This window comes from Arcanobacterium wilhelmae (assembly GCF_029632765.1).
Taxonomy (GTDB): domain Bacteria; phylum Actinomycetota; class Actinomycetes; order Actinomycetales; family Actinomycetaceae; genus Arcanobacterium; species Arcanobacterium wilhelmae.
This window is the reverse complement of sequence record NZ_CP121247.1, coordinates 1282049-1298781: the sequence shown is the minus strand read 5'-3', so window position 1 is coordinate 1298781 and position 16733 is coordinate 1282049. Positions and strand designations below refer to the sequence as shown.

At 61.2% G+C, this 16733-nt stretch carries 13 protein-coding genes; 5 read left to right on the top strand and 8 right to left on the bottom strand.

Annotated elements, in window-relative coordinates; genetic code table 11:
* Positions 1-44: 44 nt before the first annotated feature.
* Both P8A24_RS05835 and P8A24_RS05830 read left to right on the top strand, forming a co-directional pair.
* Positions 45-2345 (top strand): polyribonucleotide nucleotidyltransferase, encoded by a 2301-nt coding sequence (locus tag P8A24_RS05835; protein WP_278057685.1) that lies wholly within the window; start codon positions 45-47, stop codon positions 2343-2345.
* Positions 2346-2410: 65 nt separating this feature from the next.
* Positions 2411-3715 carry a M16 family metallopeptidase gene (locus P8A24_RS05830; RefSeq protein ID WP_278057684.1) on the top strand — a complete coding sequence of 435 codons (1305 nt, stop codon included), beginning with the start codon at positions 2411-2413 and terminating at the stop codon, positions 3713-3715.
* A gap of 114 nt (positions 3716-3829) precedes the next feature.
* On the opposite strand, the gene P8A24_RS05825 is transcribed toward P8A24_RS05830, so the two are convergent.
* Positions 3830-4429 carry a GNAT family N-acetyltransferase gene (locus tag P8A24_RS05825; RefSeq protein WP_278057683.1) on the bottom strand — a complete coding sequence of 200 codons (600 nt, stop codon included), beginning with the start codon at positions 4427-4429 and terminating at the stop codon, positions 3830-3832.
* Positions 4430-4498: 69 nt separating this feature from the next.
* On the opposite strand from P8A24_RS05825, the gene P8A24_RS05820 reads away from it, so the two are divergent.
* On the top strand, positions 4499-6175 hold the full coding sequence (locus tag P8A24_RS05820) for a ribonuclease J (RefSeq protein ID WP_278057682.1): 1677 nt from the start codon (positions 4499-4501) through the stop codon (positions 6173-6175).
* An 89-nt stretch (positions 6176-6264) separates the two neighbouring features.
* Here P8A24_RS05820 and P8A24_RS05815 read toward each other — a convergent pair whose 3' ends face one another.
* From P8A24_RS05815 to P8A24_RS05795, 5 genes are all read right to left on the bottom strand, one after another.
* On the bottom strand, positions 6265-7380 hold the full coding sequence (locus tag P8A24_RS05815; RefSeq protein WP_278057681.1) for an ABC transporter ATP-binding protein: 1116 nt from the start codon (positions 7378-7380) through the stop codon (positions 6265-6267).
* 28 nt (positions 7381-7408) lie between these two features.
* Positions 7409-9181 (bottom strand): ABC transporter permease, encoded by a 1773-nt coding sequence (locus P8A24_RS05810; protein ID WP_278057680.1) that lies wholly within the window; start codon positions 9179-9181, stop codon positions 7409-7411.
* A gap of 24 nt (positions 9182-9205) precedes the next feature.
* Entirely contained in the window at positions 9206-10255 is a 1050-nt protein-coding gene (locus tag P8A24_RS05805) for an ABC transporter substrate-binding protein (protein WP_278057679.1), read from the bottom strand.
* 89 nt (positions 10256-10344) lie between these two features.
* Entirely contained in the window at positions 10345-11031 is a 687-nt protein-coding gene (locus P8A24_RS05800; protein WP_278057678.1) for a response regulator, read from the bottom strand.
* Positions 11028-11876 (bottom strand): sensor histidine kinase, encoded by an 849-nt coding sequence (locus P8A24_RS05795; protein WP_278057677.1) that lies wholly within the window; start codon positions 11874-11876, stop codon positions 11028-11030. The genes P8A24_RS05800 and P8A24_RS05795 overlap by 4 nt, the downstream gene beginning before the upstream one ends.
* 136 nt (positions 11877-12012) lie before the next feature.
* Here P8A24_RS05795 and P8A24_RS05790 point away from each other — a divergent pair, with 136 nt between their 5' ends.
* A complete protein-coding gene (locus P8A24_RS05790; protein WP_278057676.1) occupies positions 12013-14697 on the top strand; it encodes an FtsK/SpoIIIE family DNA translocase in 2685 nt (894 codons plus the stop codon).
* Positions 14698-14780: 83 nt separating this feature from the next.
* Here P8A24_RS05790 and P8A24_RS05785 read toward each other — a convergent pair whose 3' ends face one another.
* Both P8A24_RS05785 and P8A24_RS05780 read right to left on the bottom strand, forming a co-directional pair.
* Positions 14781-15050, bottom strand: coding sequence for a hypothetical protein (locus P8A24_RS05785; protein ID WP_278057675.1), 270 nt, complete (start codon positions 15048-15050; stop codon positions 14781-14783).
* On the bottom strand, positions 15031-16098 hold the full coding sequence (locus P8A24_RS05780) for a CapA family protein (RefSeq protein ID WP_278057674.1): 1068 nt from the start codon (positions 16096-16098) through the stop codon (positions 15031-15033). Before P8A24_RS05780 ends, P8A24_RS05785 begins: the two co-directional genes overlap by 20 nt.
* Before the next feature lie 59 nt (positions 16099-16157).
* Between P8A24_RS05780 and pgsA the strand changes: the two genes are divergently transcribed.
* Entirely contained in the window at positions 16158-16721 is a 564-nt protein-coding gene (gene pgsA / locus P8A24_RS05775) for a CDP-diacylglycerol--glycerol-3-phosphate 3-phosphatidyltransferase (protein WP_278057673.1), read from the top strand.
* The last annotated feature ends 12 nt before the right edge of the window (positions 16722-16733 follow it).

The window sequence follows — 16733 nt, the reverse complement described above, 5'->3', positions numbered from 1 at the left end:
TGACAAACGATGGCCGAAGGATTGAAAGAAAAGAAGGAGGTCCCATGGAGGGTCCTGAAATCAAGTTTGCCGAAGCCGTGATCGATAACGGCTCGTTCGGCACCCGCACCATCCGCTTCGAGACCGGTCTGCTTGCCCAGCAGGCAGCCGGCGCAGTGATGGCCTACCTGGATGGCGAGACTGTTGTTCTCTCCACCACCGCTGTGTCCAGCCAGCCGAAGGAGCACTTCGACTTCTTCCCGCTCACCGTTGACGTGGAAGAGCGCTCCTACGCAGCTGGCCGTATCCCGGGCTCGTTCTTCCGCCGTGAAGGCCGCCCGAGCACCGATGCGATCCTCGCTGCTCGCCTGATCGATCGCCCGCTTCGCCCGGGCTTCGTCAAGGGCCTGCGCAACGAGGTCCAGGTAATTGAAACCGTTCTTTCGGTTCACCCGGACGATGCTTACGACGTGCTGGCGATCAACGCCGCGTCCGCTTCCACCCAGCTCTCCGGCCTGCCGTTCTCCGGCCCGGTCGGTGGTACCCGCCTGGCCCTCATCGACGGCCAGTGGGTGGCGTTCCCGCGCTTCAGCGATCTGCCGCGCGCCACCTTCATCATGGTGGTGGCCGGCCGCGTGGTTGGCGATGATGTGGCCATCATGATGGTGGAGGCCGAGGGCGGCGAGAACGCTCTCGAGAACATCGCCGCTGGCGGTACCAAGCCCACCGAGGAAGTCGTTGCTGGCGGCCTCGAGGCTGCAAAGAAGTTCATCCGCGTCCTGTGCGAGGCCCAGTCTGAGCTTGTTGCCCAGGCCGGCAAGGAGACCCGTGAGTTCCCGCTCTTCCCGGATTACACGCCGGAAGAGTTCGAGGCCACGGGCGAGAAGCTCAAGGGTCACTTCGAGAGCCTGTGGGGTATCAAGGATAAGCACGAGCGCGACGACCGCCTGGGTGAAGTCACCAACGAGATCGTCGAGGCGCTTTCCGAGGAGTTCCCGGAGCGTGAGCAGGCGCTCAAGCTCGCCGTGAACTCTCACTGGAAGCAGGAGATGCGCGCTCGCGTGCTCACCACTGGTGAGCGTATGGATGGCCGTAGCCCGGTTGAGATCCGTACCATCACTGCCCAGGCTGGCGTGCTTCCGCGCGTCCACGGCTCGGCACTGTTCCAGCGTGGCGAGACCCAGATCATGGGAGTGACCACCCTGAACATGCTCAAGATGGAGCAGCAGATCGACAACCTCACTCCTGTGACCCACAAGCGTTACATGCACCACTACAACTTCCCGCCGTATTCGACGGGTGAGACCGGCCGCGTTGGCTCCCCGAAGCGCCGCGAGATCGGCCACGGCATGCTCGCCGAGCGCGCCCTGGTTCCGGTTCTTCCGTCGCGTGAGGATTTCCCGTACGCGATCCGCCAGGTGTCTGAAGCTCTCGGCTCGAACGGTTCAACGTCAATGGGTTCCGTGTGTGCGTCCACCATTTCGTTGCTCAACGCTGGCGTGCCGCTCAAGGCTCCGGTTGCGGGTATTGCAATGGGCCTGATCTCGGGCGAGATCGAGGGCGAGCAGCGCTACGTTGCTCTGACCGACATCCTCGGCGCAGAAGATGCCCTGGGCGATATGGACTTCAAGGTCGCAGGCCCGCGCGACTTCGTGACGGCTCTCCAGCTTGATACCAAGCTCGATGGCATCCCGGCTGAGGTTCTCGCGGCTGCGCTTTCGCAGGCTCGCGACGCCCGCCTCGCCATCCTCGATCTGATCGAGCAGGCAGTGCCGGAGGTCGAGGAGATGGCTGAGACCGCTCCGCGCATCATCACCGTGAAGATCCCGGTGGACAAGATCGGCGAAGTCATCGGCCCGAAGGGCAAGATGATCAACCAGATCCAGGACGATACTGGCGCGGAGATCACCATCGAAGAAGACGGCACCGTGTTCATCGGCGCCACCAACGGCTCCTCGGCAGAGGCTGCGCGCGCAACGATCAACCAGATCGCTAACCCGCAGATGCCGGAGGTTGGCGAGCGCTTCGTCGGTACCGTGGTCAAGACCACGACGTTCGGCGCGTTCGTCTCGCTCTCGCCGGGCAAGGACGGCCTGCTCCACATCTCGCAGATTCGTCGCCTCGTGGGCGGCAAGCGCGTGGAAAACGTGGAAGACGTACTCAACGTTGGCGACAAGGTCGAGGTCGAGCTGGCCGAGATCGACGCTCGTGGCAAGCTTTCCCTCCACGCTGTTCTCACCGAGGAGCAGCTCGAGGCAGAGAAGGCCGCCGAATCAGAGCGAAAGTCTGGTAGCGAGGAGAAGGGCGAGAAGCGTGAGCGCCGCCCCCGCCGTCGCACCCGCACTCGCTCGAACGATGAGGACTGAGCGATAGCTTAAATGTTGAGGGCCTGGGTTTTCCCAGGCCCTCAACGCGCATTCTTAGGGGAGAGATGTTTTCACGAATTCCGTTTACTGCTGATCAGGGCGACATCCGTTTCGAAGAGAACGGCGTGATCGGCCGCCGTTCGATCTTGCCCGGTGGCATCCGTGTGCTCACGGAAAAGGTACCGGGCCAGCGTTCGGTCTCGCTCGCGTTGTGGATCGGCGCGGGCAGCCGTGACGAAGCACCCGGCCACGAGGGCTCAACCCATTTCCTCGAGCACTTACTGTTCAAGGGCACGCACAACCGGACGGCGAAGGAGATCTCGGAGCTGGGTGATTTCCTCGGCGGAGCGATGAATGCTGCCACCGCGCGCGCCTACACGAACTATTACGGACGCGTGTTTGCCGACGACATGCCGCAGCTTCTCGAACTGTTGATCGATATGGTCACTGCTTCGCGCCTCGATGAGGCGGATATGGAACTCGAGCGTGGAGTGATTCTTGAAGAACTCGCAGCCTCGGAAGACGACGTCTCGGAAGTTGCCGAGCAGGGGATTCTGCCGCTCGTGTGGGGGAGCCACCCGCTGGCGCGCCCGGTAGGCGGCTCACGCGACGAGGTGCGCTCGCTCGCTCCTGAGGCGATGCGTTCGCACTATCGCGAGAACTACCGCTCCAGTGAGCTGGTGGTCACCGCCGCCGGCGACGTCGACCACGACGAGTTGTGTGCGATGGTTCTGGCGTTGCTGCGCCACTCGGGCTGGGATCTGACAGAGGGAGCTGAGCCTGCGCCCCGACGTCGGACGGGTGACATCGCGTACACGGCAGGCTCGGAGAAGTTCATCGAGCACCCCGGCCGTCAGACCGCCGTCGTCGTCGGAATGCCAGGCCTCGCGCTATCGGATGCCGACGAGCAAGCCGCGATCGTCCTCGATACGGTGCTCGGTGGTGGGCAGTCGTCGCGTATGTTCCAGGAAGTGCGCGAAAAGCGGGGGCTCGCGTACTCCACGTACTCGTGGATGATGTCCAATCCTGAGGGCGGGCTGTTCGCGCTCGAAGCGCAGTGCCAACCGGAAGTTGCTCGCGAGGTCGCCACCGTGATGGGGGAGTGCCTCGACGAGATCGCTGCCAACGGGATCACCGAACAGGAGTTGCTCACGGCATTTAATCAGCGCCGTGCCCAGCTCGTGTTCTCATCTGAGACGAACGGTTTCCGCCGCTCGCGCCTCGGCTTCGCAGAACTCATTCGCGGCGAAATCTGGTCGATCGAGGAGAATCTTCGAGCCGCCCGAGGCGTGACCCGCGAGGACGTGCAACGCCTCGCGCAGCGCCTGGCGTCTGGCCCGCGTTCCCTCGTGATCGCGGGAGAAAAATAGCTCTGGAGGATTCATGCCAACGGCGGGTTTTCGCGAAAACGCGAAAACCCGCCGTTTCGTCGCTTACAGGGAAACGTTTACCGCATCAGGAACGTCTGCCTTCAACGTCGGGGCTCAGTGCTCGTGGGAAGCGTGCGGATCCTCTCCGAGCGTGACCCACCACAGGTGCTCCGCGATATTCGCGCCCGCGATCTGCGCAACACGGCGGAACGGGCGTGGAGCGAAACCGGTGCGTGAAAGGATTGAGGTGACGGCGTCGTTCCCCGCGATCGCCCAAATGTGGAGCTCGGTGGCGCCTTCGCCTCGTGCGATATCGGTGAGCGCGGCCATCAAGCGCGCGTCATGCTCGTGGCTCGCGAAGCGCGGATCCACCTCGAAGTTCGTGATCTCGAACGCAACCCGCGCCGCACCCGTCTCCGGATCCAAGCCGCCGTCGGGATCGCCGTCGAGAATAATCGGCTCCGCGGGAGCCATCGCGGCGAAACCCTCCACCTGCTGGTTCTCGATCGCAACGACCACAAAGTGCTCAAGCGACGGCAGGTTCTCCAGCGTCTGACTCCACGATTGTGCCAGCACATCAGCGGTAAACGGGAAAGCCTCGTCGGGGATGTGCTGGTCGGTTCCGGCGCGTACCGCGGCCGGCAAGGTGACGGCTTGGATCGCGCCGATCGCGCCGGCGTCGGACGGGAGGGCTGGACGTACTGACTGCTTCATCTCTAACACTTGGCTATTCTCTCACGCCTTCGCCAGTGAGTCGTGGCCAATTCGTGAGAGAATGGAGGCGTGACTAAAGAAAAACTGCCGGCACCGCTTGCGCCGGATACTGTAAGAATTGTTCCCCTCGGCGGCATTGGGGAAATTGGCCGCAACATGACCGTTTTCGAATGCAACGGGCGCCTGCTCGTGGTCGATTGTGGCGTGCTCTTCCCGGAAGAGAACCAGCCAGGCATCGATCTGATTCTGCCCGATTTCACCTATATCAAGGATCGCCTGGATGATATTGATGCGATCGTGCTTACCCACGGGCATGAGGATCACATCGGTGGTGTTCCCTACCTGTTGCGTATGCGCAAGGACATCCCGCTCGTTGGCTCCGAGCTCACTATCGCATTGGTGGAGTCGAAGCTCGCCGAGCATCGGATCCAGCCGTACACGCTGGTGGTGAAAGAAGGCGACGTCGAGCAGCTTGGCGCGTTCGAGTGTGAGTTCATCGCGGTGAACCATTCGATCCCTGATGCGCTTGCCGTGCTGATGAAGTCGAAGGGTGGGACGATCCTCCATACCGGCGATTTCAAGATGGATCAGCTTCCGTTGGACGGGCGGGTGACGGATCTTCGTGCGTTCGCCCGAGCCGGCGACGACGGTGTGGACCTGTTCATGGTGGATTCCACGAACGCTGAGATTCCGGGGTTCATTCGCTCGGAGGCCGAGATCGGCCCAGTGATCGAGTCGGTGTTTGCGCAGGCCACCGGCAAGGTTGTGGTGGCGTCGTTCGCTTCGCACGTGCATCGCGTGCAGCAGGTCTTAAACGCAGCGCATAAGTATGGTCGCAAGGTCTGCTTCGTTGGCCGGTCCATGGTGAAGAATATGGGGATCGCGGCGGATCTCGGCTACCTTGACGTTCCGGAAAACACGCTGATCGATTTGAAGAAATCGGATTCGGTTCCGCCCCAGGAGATCTGCTACATGTCCACAGGTTCGCAAGGCGAACCGATGGCTGTGCTTTCGCGTATCGCTTCCGGCACCCACAAGTCGATCACGGTGGGCCCTGGCGATACGGTGATTCTCGCATCCTCGCTGATCCCGGGTAATGAGAACTCGGTGTTCGGCCTGATTAACCGTCTCACGAAGCTCGGGACGAACGTGGTGCACAAGGGTAATGCGCGCGTGCACGTTTCCGGCCACTGTGCGGAGGGTGAGCTCCTGTATGCCTACAACATTGTCGAGCCGGTGAACGTGATGCCGATTCACGGCGAGCCTCGCCATCTGGTTGCTAACGGCAAGCTCGCCGTGAAGACGGGCGTCCCGCCGGAGAACGTGATCCTGGCTGAAGATGGCACCGTGGTGGATCTTCACGACGGCATGGCAAAGATCGTGGGCAAGGTCGATGTTGGCCTGGTGTTCGTGGACGGTTCATCGGTTGGCGAGATCTCGGAGGCGGATCTCACGGATCGTCTCACGCTTGGTGCGGAGGGCTTTATCTCGATCTTCGCGGTGGTCGATGGCCAGGAGCGCACAATCCTTACCGGCCCGCATATTCAGGCGCGTGGCATGGCAGAGGACGATTCGGTATTCGAGGATATTCAAGCGGACGTTACCGACGCACTCCAGAAAGCGGTACTCAACGAGTCGAATACTCCGTATCAGATGCAACAGGCGATGCGCCGTGTGATCGGCCGTTGGGCGGCGCGCAAGTTGCGCCGCTCGCCGATGATTCTTCCAACGGTCATCGAGGTCTGACGGCGCGTTCACTTGCGTGAGCGTTTCCGCGCAGAAATGGTTGTGGGGGCGAGGTTTCCACCTCGCCCCCACAACCATGGTGAGGTGCGCTAGGCCGCGGGCAGAGCCCACGCCTTTGACGTGTTGTACGAGAGCGTGGCCCACTCACCTTCGTGGCTGATGGCGCCGACGTCGGGGTCGGATTCGATCACGACGACGGTGCCCGCCTCAGATTCGACCTGGTATTCGACGTGGTCGCCATAGAACACGGTGGCGAGCACGCGCACGGTGGTCCCGGAGATTGCCTCCTCGGAGCCGGGCGCAAGCGGCGAGAGCCGAAGCGACTCGGGACGCAGGAGCACCACGACCTCATCGGCGTCCGCAACGGAATCGTGAGCCGGTACCGTGACCTGCTGGTGCAAAACGTTCGCCGTCACTACTCCCTCGCCCTTGCTCAGGACGTCCGCTGGCAGGAAATTGGCGCGTCCGATGAAATCGGCGACGAACACGGAGGCGGGGTGGCGGTAGATTTCCTCAGGCGTGGCGATCTGCTCGATCATGCCATTGTTCATCACGAGGACACGATCGGAGAGCGTCATCGCCTCGGACTGATCGTGGGTCACGTACAGCGAGGTGATCCCAAGCCTGCGTTGCATTTGGCGAAGTTCGAGGCGCATGCGCTCGCGGAGCTTTGCATCGAGGTTAGACAGCGGCTCGTCGAAGAGGAGTACCTTTGGTTGCATTACAATCGCGCGCGCGAGCGCGACGCGCTGTTGCTGGCCGCCCGAGAGCTGCGAGGGGGCGCGGTCCTGCAGGTTCGTGAGGCTCATCGAGGCGAGGGCGGCGTCGACGGCGGTGGCCATCTCGGCTTTCTTCATCTTCTTGATCTTGAGACCGTATTCGATGTTCTGCCGCACTGTGAGGTGCGGGAACAGGGCGTAGGACTGGAACACCATGGTCATCGGGCGATTCTCCGGGGGCACGCTGACGATGTTTTTGCCATCCAGCGTGATTTCGCCCGACGTCGGGGTTTCGAAACCGGCGACCATGCGAAGCGTTGTGGTTTTTCCGCACCCGGAGGGGCCGAGGAGCGTGAGGAACTCTCCGGGCTGGATATCGATATTGACGTTATCAACGGCGCGGAAGATGCCGCGATCTGTGGGGAACTCTTTGACAATGTTGCTCAGGACCACGTGTCCGTTGGTCTCGGTGTGGGTATCTTTCATTTTTCTGCCTTTACGTTGTGGGGTGCCGCTACTTTGCGAGCTTCTTTTTGAGCTTTGTCCAGCCGTTGCCGAGTATTAGCTCGATCAGGCCGATCACAGTAATGACGATGAGGAGCAGGACCATCGAGAACGCGAAGGCATTGCCGAAGCGTCCGGCGTCGACTTCTGCCAGGATCATCTTCGTCATGATCTGCACGTCTGGCGTGGCGAGGAAGATCACGGGGGAGAGGGTGGTCATTGCTCGCGCGAACGCGTAGATTAACCCGGCAGCGAGCGCTGGCCGGATGAGCGGCAACGTGACTTTGACGAACGTTTTGAACGAGTTCGCTCCCAAGGAAGCGGAAGCTTCTTCGATCGACGGCGAGATCTGCTGGAGGGTCGCGATGGCGGTGCGCTGGCCGGAGGGGATCGAACGGATCACGTAGACCATGATGATCGCGATGGCGCCGCCGAAGATCGCCGCTCCGCCGCCGAGGGTTGGGAGCCACATGCGGCCGCCGAAGATCACGGGATTGTTAAACGTGATGGCGTAGCCGATGCCGACAACCGTTCCGGGAACCGCCAGACCGAGCATGCCAATGAAATCCAGGATCCCCTTGCCTCGCTTGAGCTTACGAACCACGAGCCACGCAATGAGCATCGAGAGGAAAGCTGCGATCGGGGTGGCGATCAACGCCATGAGTGTGGTGTCGATGATTGCTTCGTTGCCGATGCCGGAGAAGACGTAGCGGTAATTGTTGAGCGTCCACGTGTTGTCCACTCCGAGGATATTCACGAAGGAGCCGATCACGACGGTTGCGTAGAGCGTGATGATCACGGCCATCACTAGTCCGACGAGGGTGAGGATCGGGATCCTCCACGAGTTTGCGGTGATGAGCTTCGTCTTTCCTGCGGGCTTGCCCGTAACTGTGACGGTGTTCTTCCGGCCCACCCAGTATTGTTGCACGATGAACACCAGGATGGACGGGACGAGCAGGATCAACGAGTAGGCTGCGCCTGCGGGGATGTCGTACTCGCCCGTGAATGCGATGTAGGCGCGCGAGGAGAGCACTGTGTAGTTTCCGCCGATCACGAGGGGGTTAGCGAGATCCGCGATGGCCTCGACGAACAACAACAGGAACGATGCGGCGAAACCGGGAAGCATGAGAGGCAGCGTGATCCGGGTGAAGATGTTCCACTTGCTGGCTCCCAGATCGGCTGCAGCTTCTTCGAGCGAGGGATCGAGAGTGGAAAGCAGTCCGCGGAAGTTCATGTAGGACACAGGGAAGAACGACAGCACGAGCACGAGTGTCATTCCCTTCAGTCCGTAGATGTTGAAATCCGTGAGGCCCAGCAGGCCGTTGGTGATGATGCCGTTTCTCCCCAGCAATGTGATCACGGCCGTGGCAACAGCGAACGGGGGAGCGACGATCGGGATCAACGCGAGAATGTTGAGTAAGCGTTTGCCCCGGAATTCCAGGCGGACTTGTGCGAACGCGAGAAGGAAACCCACGAGTGTTCCCGCCAACCCGACGACGACGCCGAGGACGAGTGTGTTCATGATGATTTGCCGCGGGTATGAATCGGAGACCATCGAGGTCAGGACACCCCATCCGCGTTCGCCGAGCGCTTCCGTGAAGACTCGGATCAGCGGGAACACCGTGAGTGCAAGGAGAAGCACGATCACGATCGCGGTCAGAATGAGGGTCGGAACGTCCCTGCTTCCTTTGGAATTTTTCTTCGCGCGCCGGCGGAGAGCTTTGAGATCAGGTGAGGGCGGCATTGGCGCGCCACCTGGCACACCGCCGGTTATCGTTGTCATTGTTCTTCTCCTTGGTTTGTGGGGTTACTTCGACGGCGGTGCGACAACCTCGTTGTCGAATCGCTTGGTGAGTTCGGCGCGCTTCGCGCCGGCCTCGTCGAAGTTCCAGTCAAGGAGCTTGACATTGTCGAGCTTGAGGATGCGAGGATCGTCCTTGGCTTCGGGGTTGGTGTGGGCTTGGTAGGAGCCGGCTTCGGGGCCGAGGTTTTGAGCCTCGGCGGAGATTGCCCAGTCGACGTACTTTTTCGCGAGGTCGAGATTCTTCGTCCCCTTGATGATGCCCACGCCACCGACTTCGTATCCGGTGCCTTCCTTCGGGGTGGAGAGGATGATGTCCTTCATTCCTTGCTCCTTGTAGAGGGCGCAGTCGTGGAGGAAGGAGATTCCGACGGCGATCTCGCCGCGTCCTGCGGCCTGCCCCGGTGCGGTCCCGGACTTGGTGTACTGAAGGATGTTTCCGGAGAGTTTCTTCATGTAGTCGATTGCGGCGTCGTCGCTACCGAGACGAACGCGTTGGCTCCACAGTGTGGTGTAGGCCGTTCCCGAGGTGGAGGGGTGGGCCGATTCGACCTGGCTCTTGAGCTTCGGGTTGAGAAGATCATCCCACGAGGTGGGCTGTTCAACGCCGAGCTTTTCGAGCATCTTCTGGTTGGAGCAGAATCCGAGAATGCCGATATACACGCCGGTCCATGAGCCGTCCGCGTTCTTGTACTTCGCGTCGATCTTCGACGCCTCGGGGGAGACGTAGTTTTCGAGTAATCCGGCGCTGGAAGCTGCGCCGAAGCCGTCGGCTGGGCCGCCGTGCCAGATGTCGAACTCGGGGTTGCCCTTCGTGGCGGTCAGACGTGCGACCGTTTCACCGGAGGAAAGCCGGACGAACTTGGTGGGGATCCCCGTCTTCTTCTGGAAGTTGGAGGTCCACGTTTGGCAGAGCTGATCCATCGCTCCGCAGGCGACGGTCAGTGAACCGCTACCGGAGGCTTGTTTCGAATCATCGACCGCACATGCGGCGAGGGTTGACATTCCGAGGGTGAGGGCGCCGAGGGCACCGAGGGATTTTTTCAGGACAGACATCGTTGACTCCTTGTCGAACACATCATTGTGGACACCTCCACGGTGCCACACAATCGAAAGTTCCGTGGGCCAAAGATTGTTACAGAGTGTTACAGATTAATGTTCCGAACCCGGTACCCGATTCCTCGTACTGTTTCGATGATGTCTGCCCCCAAGCCTGCCTGCTTCAAATGTGCGCGGAGGCGATGGATGGTGATGCGGACCATTTCTCTTCCGCCCACGGTTTCCGTGGTTTGCCACACGGCGGCGAGGAGTGTGGCCGAGGAGACAGTGGCGTCGATGTTGGCGAGGAGCGTTTCGAGAACCCGGGCTTCTGTAGCGGGGAGCGTGATCGACGACGTCGGTGTGGTCACCTTGCCGCTGGCAGGGTCGAGCTTGAGACGGCCGAGTGAGATGAACGGGTTCGTGGGGTTCGTTCGCTTGAGCAATACTTCGATGCGTAGCGCGACTTCTCGTGGGGAGAAGGGCTTGGTGACGTAATCGTCGGCTCCGGCTTCGAGCCCGCGGATCCGGTCGTCTTCTTCCGAGAGTGCCGAGAGGAGAATGATTGGGATTTGTGAGCGGGCCCGCACCTGGCGGCACCACTCGACCCCGCTCGTGCCAGGGAGCATGACGTCGAGCATGATCAGTGCGAACTCTTGGGACGATAGGAGCTCCTCGGCTGCCTCGGCGCTTGGCGCCTCGACCCATTCGCGGCCAGTCGTTTCCACGATGTATCCGAGGATCGAGCGGATTTGTGGTTCGTCGTCGACGATGAGAACTTTCCGTGAGGTCATGCTGTCACCTCATCTGAGCGTTGAAGCGAATTCCCATGGATGGGAAGTTGGATATAGATCTGGGCGCCGACCTTCTGTGATGTATCGATCGTCAAGGTTCCTCCGTGGGCTTCGACGGTTCGTCTCACTACGGTGACACCGATTCCGGAACCAGACTTGGGAAGTCCGTCCACGTTGTCGGCGAGCGGAGTCCCGACGTCGGGCAGGGGAAGCTGCTCGCTAGGCGAGTGCGCAAAACCGGTGCCAGAATCGCCGACGACGACGAGTGCCACGCCGTCGTTGGATGTCACTCGCACCGTAATCCGCGGGTCCTCGCCGCCGTGTCGGACGGCGTTCGTTAAGAGGTTCCAGATCACTTGTTTCATCATGCGCTCGTCCGCCTGAATAAAGATCGGGGCTCCGTGGTTATCGAGCCGGATATCGGCAGGGTACATGATCCGGAAATCCGAGATTGCTTGCCGCATCATGGCCCGGAGCTCAACTTTGCGTAACTCCAGGTGTGCGAGCGATTTTTCCATGTTGAACAGGACGAGGAACTCGTCGGCCAACGTGCACGCGGCCGTCGCATTGTCCGCGATCGTCTGCGCAAATCTCAGTTGCGCAGCGGTGAGCCCGTCCGCCTCCGTCGTTGCGAGGATCTCTGCCGATGCCCGAATGATCGTCAGAGGAGTGCGGATTTCATGGGAAAGATAGGCCGGCGAGAGGGAGCTTTCAATGATCTGGCGCCGAAGGCGGGCGCTGGCCATGCGTTCGTTGCGCCACGCCAACCACACGTACGTGAGCGTGCCGAGGGCGGCGAGGAGGAGGCTCGCCATGACAATCCACGCTGATCCGGGCACGTTCACCTTTCCAGAATACTGAATTCTCGCGGTAACCGTCGCCGATAGGCGAGCTCACATGCCGGTGTGCGGCGCGCGTCATCGTATTTTGGGGTGCGGGCAACTAAATTAAAGAAGACTGTTGTTTTGAGAAGGAGAATGTGTGGCCGCGGCAAAGAAAGGCACAACACGCAAACCGGCACCAAACACCGAAGGCGATGCGCGCGAACACCACGATGGGCTTGCAATCTTCCTGATTGCGCTCGCGATCGTCGTGGCGCTTCGCGAATGGTTTGGGCTGTCTGGGATCTTGGGTAGCGTGATTCACCATGTGACCGCGGGTCCGGTGGGTCTGCTGAGCGTTTTTGCGCCCTTTTTGGCCCTTGTAACGGCGGTGCGGTTACTCAAGCGCAGCGAACCGGGTACCCACCGGAACTTCGTGGTGGGGCTGGGGATTTTCATCGTTGCACTCACCGGGATGCTCCATGTTTATTTCCAGCTCCCGGATCCGACGAAGAGTTTCACGGCCGTCGAAGGAGCCGGTGGTATCATCGGCTGGATGGCAGGTTCTGGCCTCGCGGCGCTGGTCTCAGTGTGGGGCGCGGTCCCGCTCCTGATTTTGCTTGCACTGTATGCGGTTCTCGTTGTCACCAACATGTCACTTCGCGACGTTATCGACTGGGTGATCTCGCGCCGCGAGGCGAGGCTCGAGGCCGCCGACGCCGAGGCGCAGCACACGTCGTCTGTTCCGTTCGACCACCCGGAGGAGGTGGACGCGCCGACTACGTCGTCGCGCCTTCGTCGAAAGAAAGCCCAGCCTGCTCCCGAGCCGACGATCGTGGCAGGCGATCCGGACGATCTCACCCACAAGCTCACGAACCCGTTCGCGAAGAAGAAGGCGAAGCAAGCCGCACCAGCGCCAGCCGAGCCAGAGAACCCGGCCGCCGCGCCTGCGTCGTCGGGGAAGAAAGCTGCTCCAGCGAAGGTGCCCGCGCGCAAGCTCGAAGCCCCGAAGAATTCGGAGCCGATCCCGCCTCGTATCGAGCAGCTCGAGCTCGCCTCGAACGTGACCTATACGCTCCCGAGCCTCGATGACCTCAAGGCTGGTCCGCCGCACCTGGAACGTTCAGAGGCGAACGACCGCGTGGTCGAATCGCTGACCCGCGTGTTCTCAGAGTTCAATATCGACGCCGAAGTGGTCGGCTTCTCGCGCGGTCCGACGGTCACCCAATACGAGGTTGAACTCGGGCCGGGCGTGAAAGTGGACAAGATCGAATCTCTGTCGAAGAACATTGCCTACGCGGTGGCGTCCTCGGACGTGCGTATTCTTTCCCCGATCCCGGGCAAGAGCGCGATCGGTATCGAGATCCCGAACGCGGATCGCGAAACTGTTCTCCTCGGCGACGTCCTGCGTTCGCAGGTGGCGCGCAAGCAGACCCACCCGCTGGTAGTCGGCGTCGGCAAGAACGTCGGCGGCCAGTACGTGGTGGCGAACCTTGCCAAGATGCCGCACCTTCTGGTGGCGGGCGCGACCGGCGCAGGTAAGTCCAGCTTCATCAACTCGATGATCACCTCGATCATGATGCGTGCTACTCCGGAGCAGGTGCGCATGATCCTCGTGGATCCCAAGCGCGTGGAGCTGACGATTTACGCAGGCATCCCGCATCTGATCACGCCGATCATCACCAACCCGAAGAAGGCAGCCGATGCCCTCGAATGGGTGGTGAAGGAAATGGATCAGCGCTACGACGACCTCGCAGCCTACGGCTACAAGCACATCGACGATTTCAACAAGGCGGTGCGCTCGGGCCAGGTCACGGCGCACGAGGGCTCCGAACGTACGCTTACTCCGTACCCCTACCTGCTGGTGGTCGTCGACGAGCTCGCGGACCTGATGATGGTGGCTCCGCGCGACGTGGAAGCCTCGATCCAGCGAATCACGCAGCTTGCGCGTGCGGCCGGTATCCACCTGGTGCTCGCCACCCAGCGTCCGTCGGTGGACGTGGTGACTGGTTTGATCAAGGCGAACGTGCCCTCCCGCCTGGCGTTCTCGACGTCGTCGGCAACGGATTCGCGTACGATTCTGGATTCCGTGGGTGCCGAAAAGCTCATCGGTATGGGCGATGCCCTCTTTGCTCCGGCGGGCTCGATGAAGCCGATGCGTGTGCAGGGCGCCTGGGTGGATGAGGACGAGATCGCTGCCACCGTCAAGCACGTCAAGGCTCAGATGCAGGCCGTCTACCGTGAGGATGTGATCCCGAAGGCGGAAAAGAAGCAGATCGACGAGGAGATTGGCGACGATCTCGAGATTCTGCTTCAGGCGGCTGAGCTGGTGGTGAACACCCAGTTTGGTTCCACCTCGATGCTTCAGCGCAAGCTCCGCATCGGTTTTGCGAAGGCGGGTCGCATGATGGACTTGCTCGAATCGCGTGAGATCGTTGGCCCGTCGGAAGGCTCGAAGGCACGTGAGGTACTCGTCACGCCCGAGCAGCTGGGGGACGTGCTCGCCATGATCAAGGGCGAGGATGTGGATCTGCACCCGGACGAGCCTGCGGAGGAAAGCGTAGATATCGAGGAGCTGGGCGACGGGAATGTAGCGCGCGAGGCTTCCGAAGTAACCGCTTACGACGAATCCGTAGTTGACAGCGAGGAGTTTGACGCCGACGACGATCCGGAAACGGAGGAGATCCCCCGGACCGTGGTCATGGGCGTCGATCCGCGTTACGCGGATGATCCAATCGAAGCGCAGGCTCAAGCTGCGCAGGCTGCGGCAGCAAAGAATTATTACGACGAAGACGACGGCACCGGTGAGGGCGGGGAAGACGCCTGGCAGCTCACTGGACGGTAGCGCCAAGAAGGCCCGCGGCTCAGCTGCGGGCCTTCGCTGTGCTCACCGGCGTCGTGGAACTGACGGCGAGCGAGCCTGAAGCGCTACTGGACCCGCTCGATGCGGGGCGTTCCCGCGACGGCGGTGGGCGGGGTGCGTCGCTCGGGGCCAGAGCCTTTCATGACGGGGAACGTGACGTCGGCGCGTGCCTTCAGCGTGGCTTTGGACAGCGTCGATCGGGCCTTGCCATCGAGGAGATCAGAGAGCACGTAGAGGTGCTCTCCAGCGCCGCGGTCTTGCGTGATGGCGGTCCATTCGAGGTTGGTCACGTGCGCGCGACCCTCGGCTGGTACCTCAACCGTTGCGGTAGTCAAGAGACCCGTTGTCACGCGGTGTCCGTGAGATTCCACAGTTTGCCCCGAAATCTGGTTGCCTTGTGACCCACACCACCCACATGCCGCGTCCGTCCACACCGCCGTCGAGCTTGGCCACTGGCTCGGGAACATGTGAGTGGTTGCCGAGCACGAGGTCAATTCCTCCGGAATCGGCGAGTTGCTTGGCGATGTCTTTTTGTTCTGCGATCGGTTCGGAGACGTATTCGGTGCCCCAGTGCATCGAAACCACCACGAGATCCGCCCCAAGGGCGCGCGCCCGCTTCGCATCGTCGATGATCGTCTGTACGGGTTTGCCTAACCGACCTACAACATTCCACGAGTAGGGATGCGCCTTCGGAATCGGGATGCCGTTCGTGAGGGTTGTGGCAGACAGGTGTGCGATCTTCACCTCGCGTCCGCCAGAGCGGTAGTTGTAAAACTGGATGTCTTTCGCCTGTTTTTCGCTGGTCGCTGTTCCGGCGAAGCCGAGGCCAGCCTGGGTGAATGCGTCAATGGTGGATTCAACTCCACCAAATCCGCGGTCCATCGAGTGATTCGTTGCGAGCGCGCATCCGTCAAAACCGATGTTTTTCAGCGATTTTGCAAGGTCCCACGGTGCCCCGAACTGCGGGTAGTTGGAGGGTTGCTGATCTTTGCGCACGATCGGGATTTCTAGCGCGCAGAGCGCCAGGTCTGCGCCTTTAATCCACTGCGAAATGGGGGTGTAGTAGGGGGTGTAGTCGTATCCGCTGCGTGTTTTCGCTGCTTCGTTGACGGAGAGGTGAAGGAGGATGTCGCCTCCGTTGACGATCGTCATCGTGGAGGCTTTGCCTGCGGGTTTCACGGGCGTAGGGGTGACCGCTGGGCTTGGAGTATGTGACGGAGACGGCTGGGGTGTCGTTTGCGTGGTGCGCGTGAGCGATGTTGGGGGCTGGCTCGGCGTGCCGGAGCGGCCTGCCGACGCCGGTGCGCCAGGGGCAGTCGAGCATGCGGCAAGCGTTGTGAGCGTGGCGATTGTTACGAGTGTTTGCAAAACGGAGTACTTCATCACGCAAAATCTTAACGACCTAAGGCCCACGTTGGGCAGTTTTCGCCTACTCTTGAAGGGTGACGAAGAAAAACGAAGTTCCTGTTGTCAATATTGCGAACGCGCTGACGGTGCTCCGCCTGGTCCTCGTGCCAGTGCTCATGTGGGTGGCTCTGCGACTTGGAATCCCGCACTGGTGTGCGTGGGGTGTGTTCGCGCTGGCGGCTGTGACGGACAAGCTGGACGGCCACTTGGCACGCTCGCGTGGCCTGATCACGAACTTCGGAAAACTCGCTGATTCGATTGCCGATAAGGCGTTAATTATTGCCTCGCTGATCCTGTTGTCGATGCAGGGCTGGCTGTGGTGGTGGGTCACGATCGTGTTTATCGTTCGCGAGCTCGGTATCACGGCGATGCGCATGATGGTGGTGAAGAAGAAGGTGATGGCCGCCGGTCACGCCGGCAAGATCAAGATGGCGGCCCAGTCGTTTGGTATTGCCGGCCTGCTGATTCCGTGGGGGAGCTTCCTTCCGGGGAGTGTGGCCCTGGTGATGGTGTGGGCATCTTATGTGTTGATTGCGGTGGCATTGTTCTACGCTCTGACCAGCGCGTGGGAGTACATTCGTGAGGCTCGTTCGCTGTGAATATCGAGCAGC

Excerpts from the sequence above, each read along its gene's own strand:
- P8A24_RS05805 (WP_278057679.1), bottom strand. The coding sequence starts at position 10,255 with ATGTCTGTCCTGAAAAAATCCCTCGGTGCCCTCGGCGCCCTCACCCTC.
- P8A24_RS05825 (WP_278057683.1), bottom strand. The coding sequence starts at position 4,429 with ATGAAGCAGTCAGTACGTCCAGCCCTCCCGTCCGACGCCGGCGCGATC.
- P8A24_RS05815 (WP_278057681.1), bottom strand. The coding sequence starts at position 7,380 with ATGAAAGATACCCACACCGAGACCAACGGACACGTGGTCCTGAGCAAC.
- P8A24_RS05810 (WP_278057680.1), bottom strand. The coding sequence starts at position 9,181 with ATGACAACGATAACCGGCGGTGTGCCAGGTGGCGCGCCAATGCCGCCC.
- P8A24_RS05780 (WP_278057674.1), bottom strand. The coding sequence starts at position 16,098 with ATGAAGTACTCCGTTTTGCAAACACTCGTAACAATCGCCACGCTCACA.
- P8A24_RS05830 (WP_278057684.1), top strand. The coding sequence starts at position 2,411 with ATGTTTTCACGAATTCCGTTTACTGCTGATCAGGGCGACATCCGTTTC.
- P8A24_RS05835 (WP_278057685.1), top strand. The coding sequence starts at position 45 with ATGGAGGGTCCTGAAATCAAGTTTGCCGAAGCCGTGATCGATAACGGC.
- P8A24_RS05800 (WP_278057678.1), bottom strand. The coding sequence starts at position 11,031 with ATGACCTCACGGAAAGTTCTCATCGTCGACGACGAACCACAAATCCGC.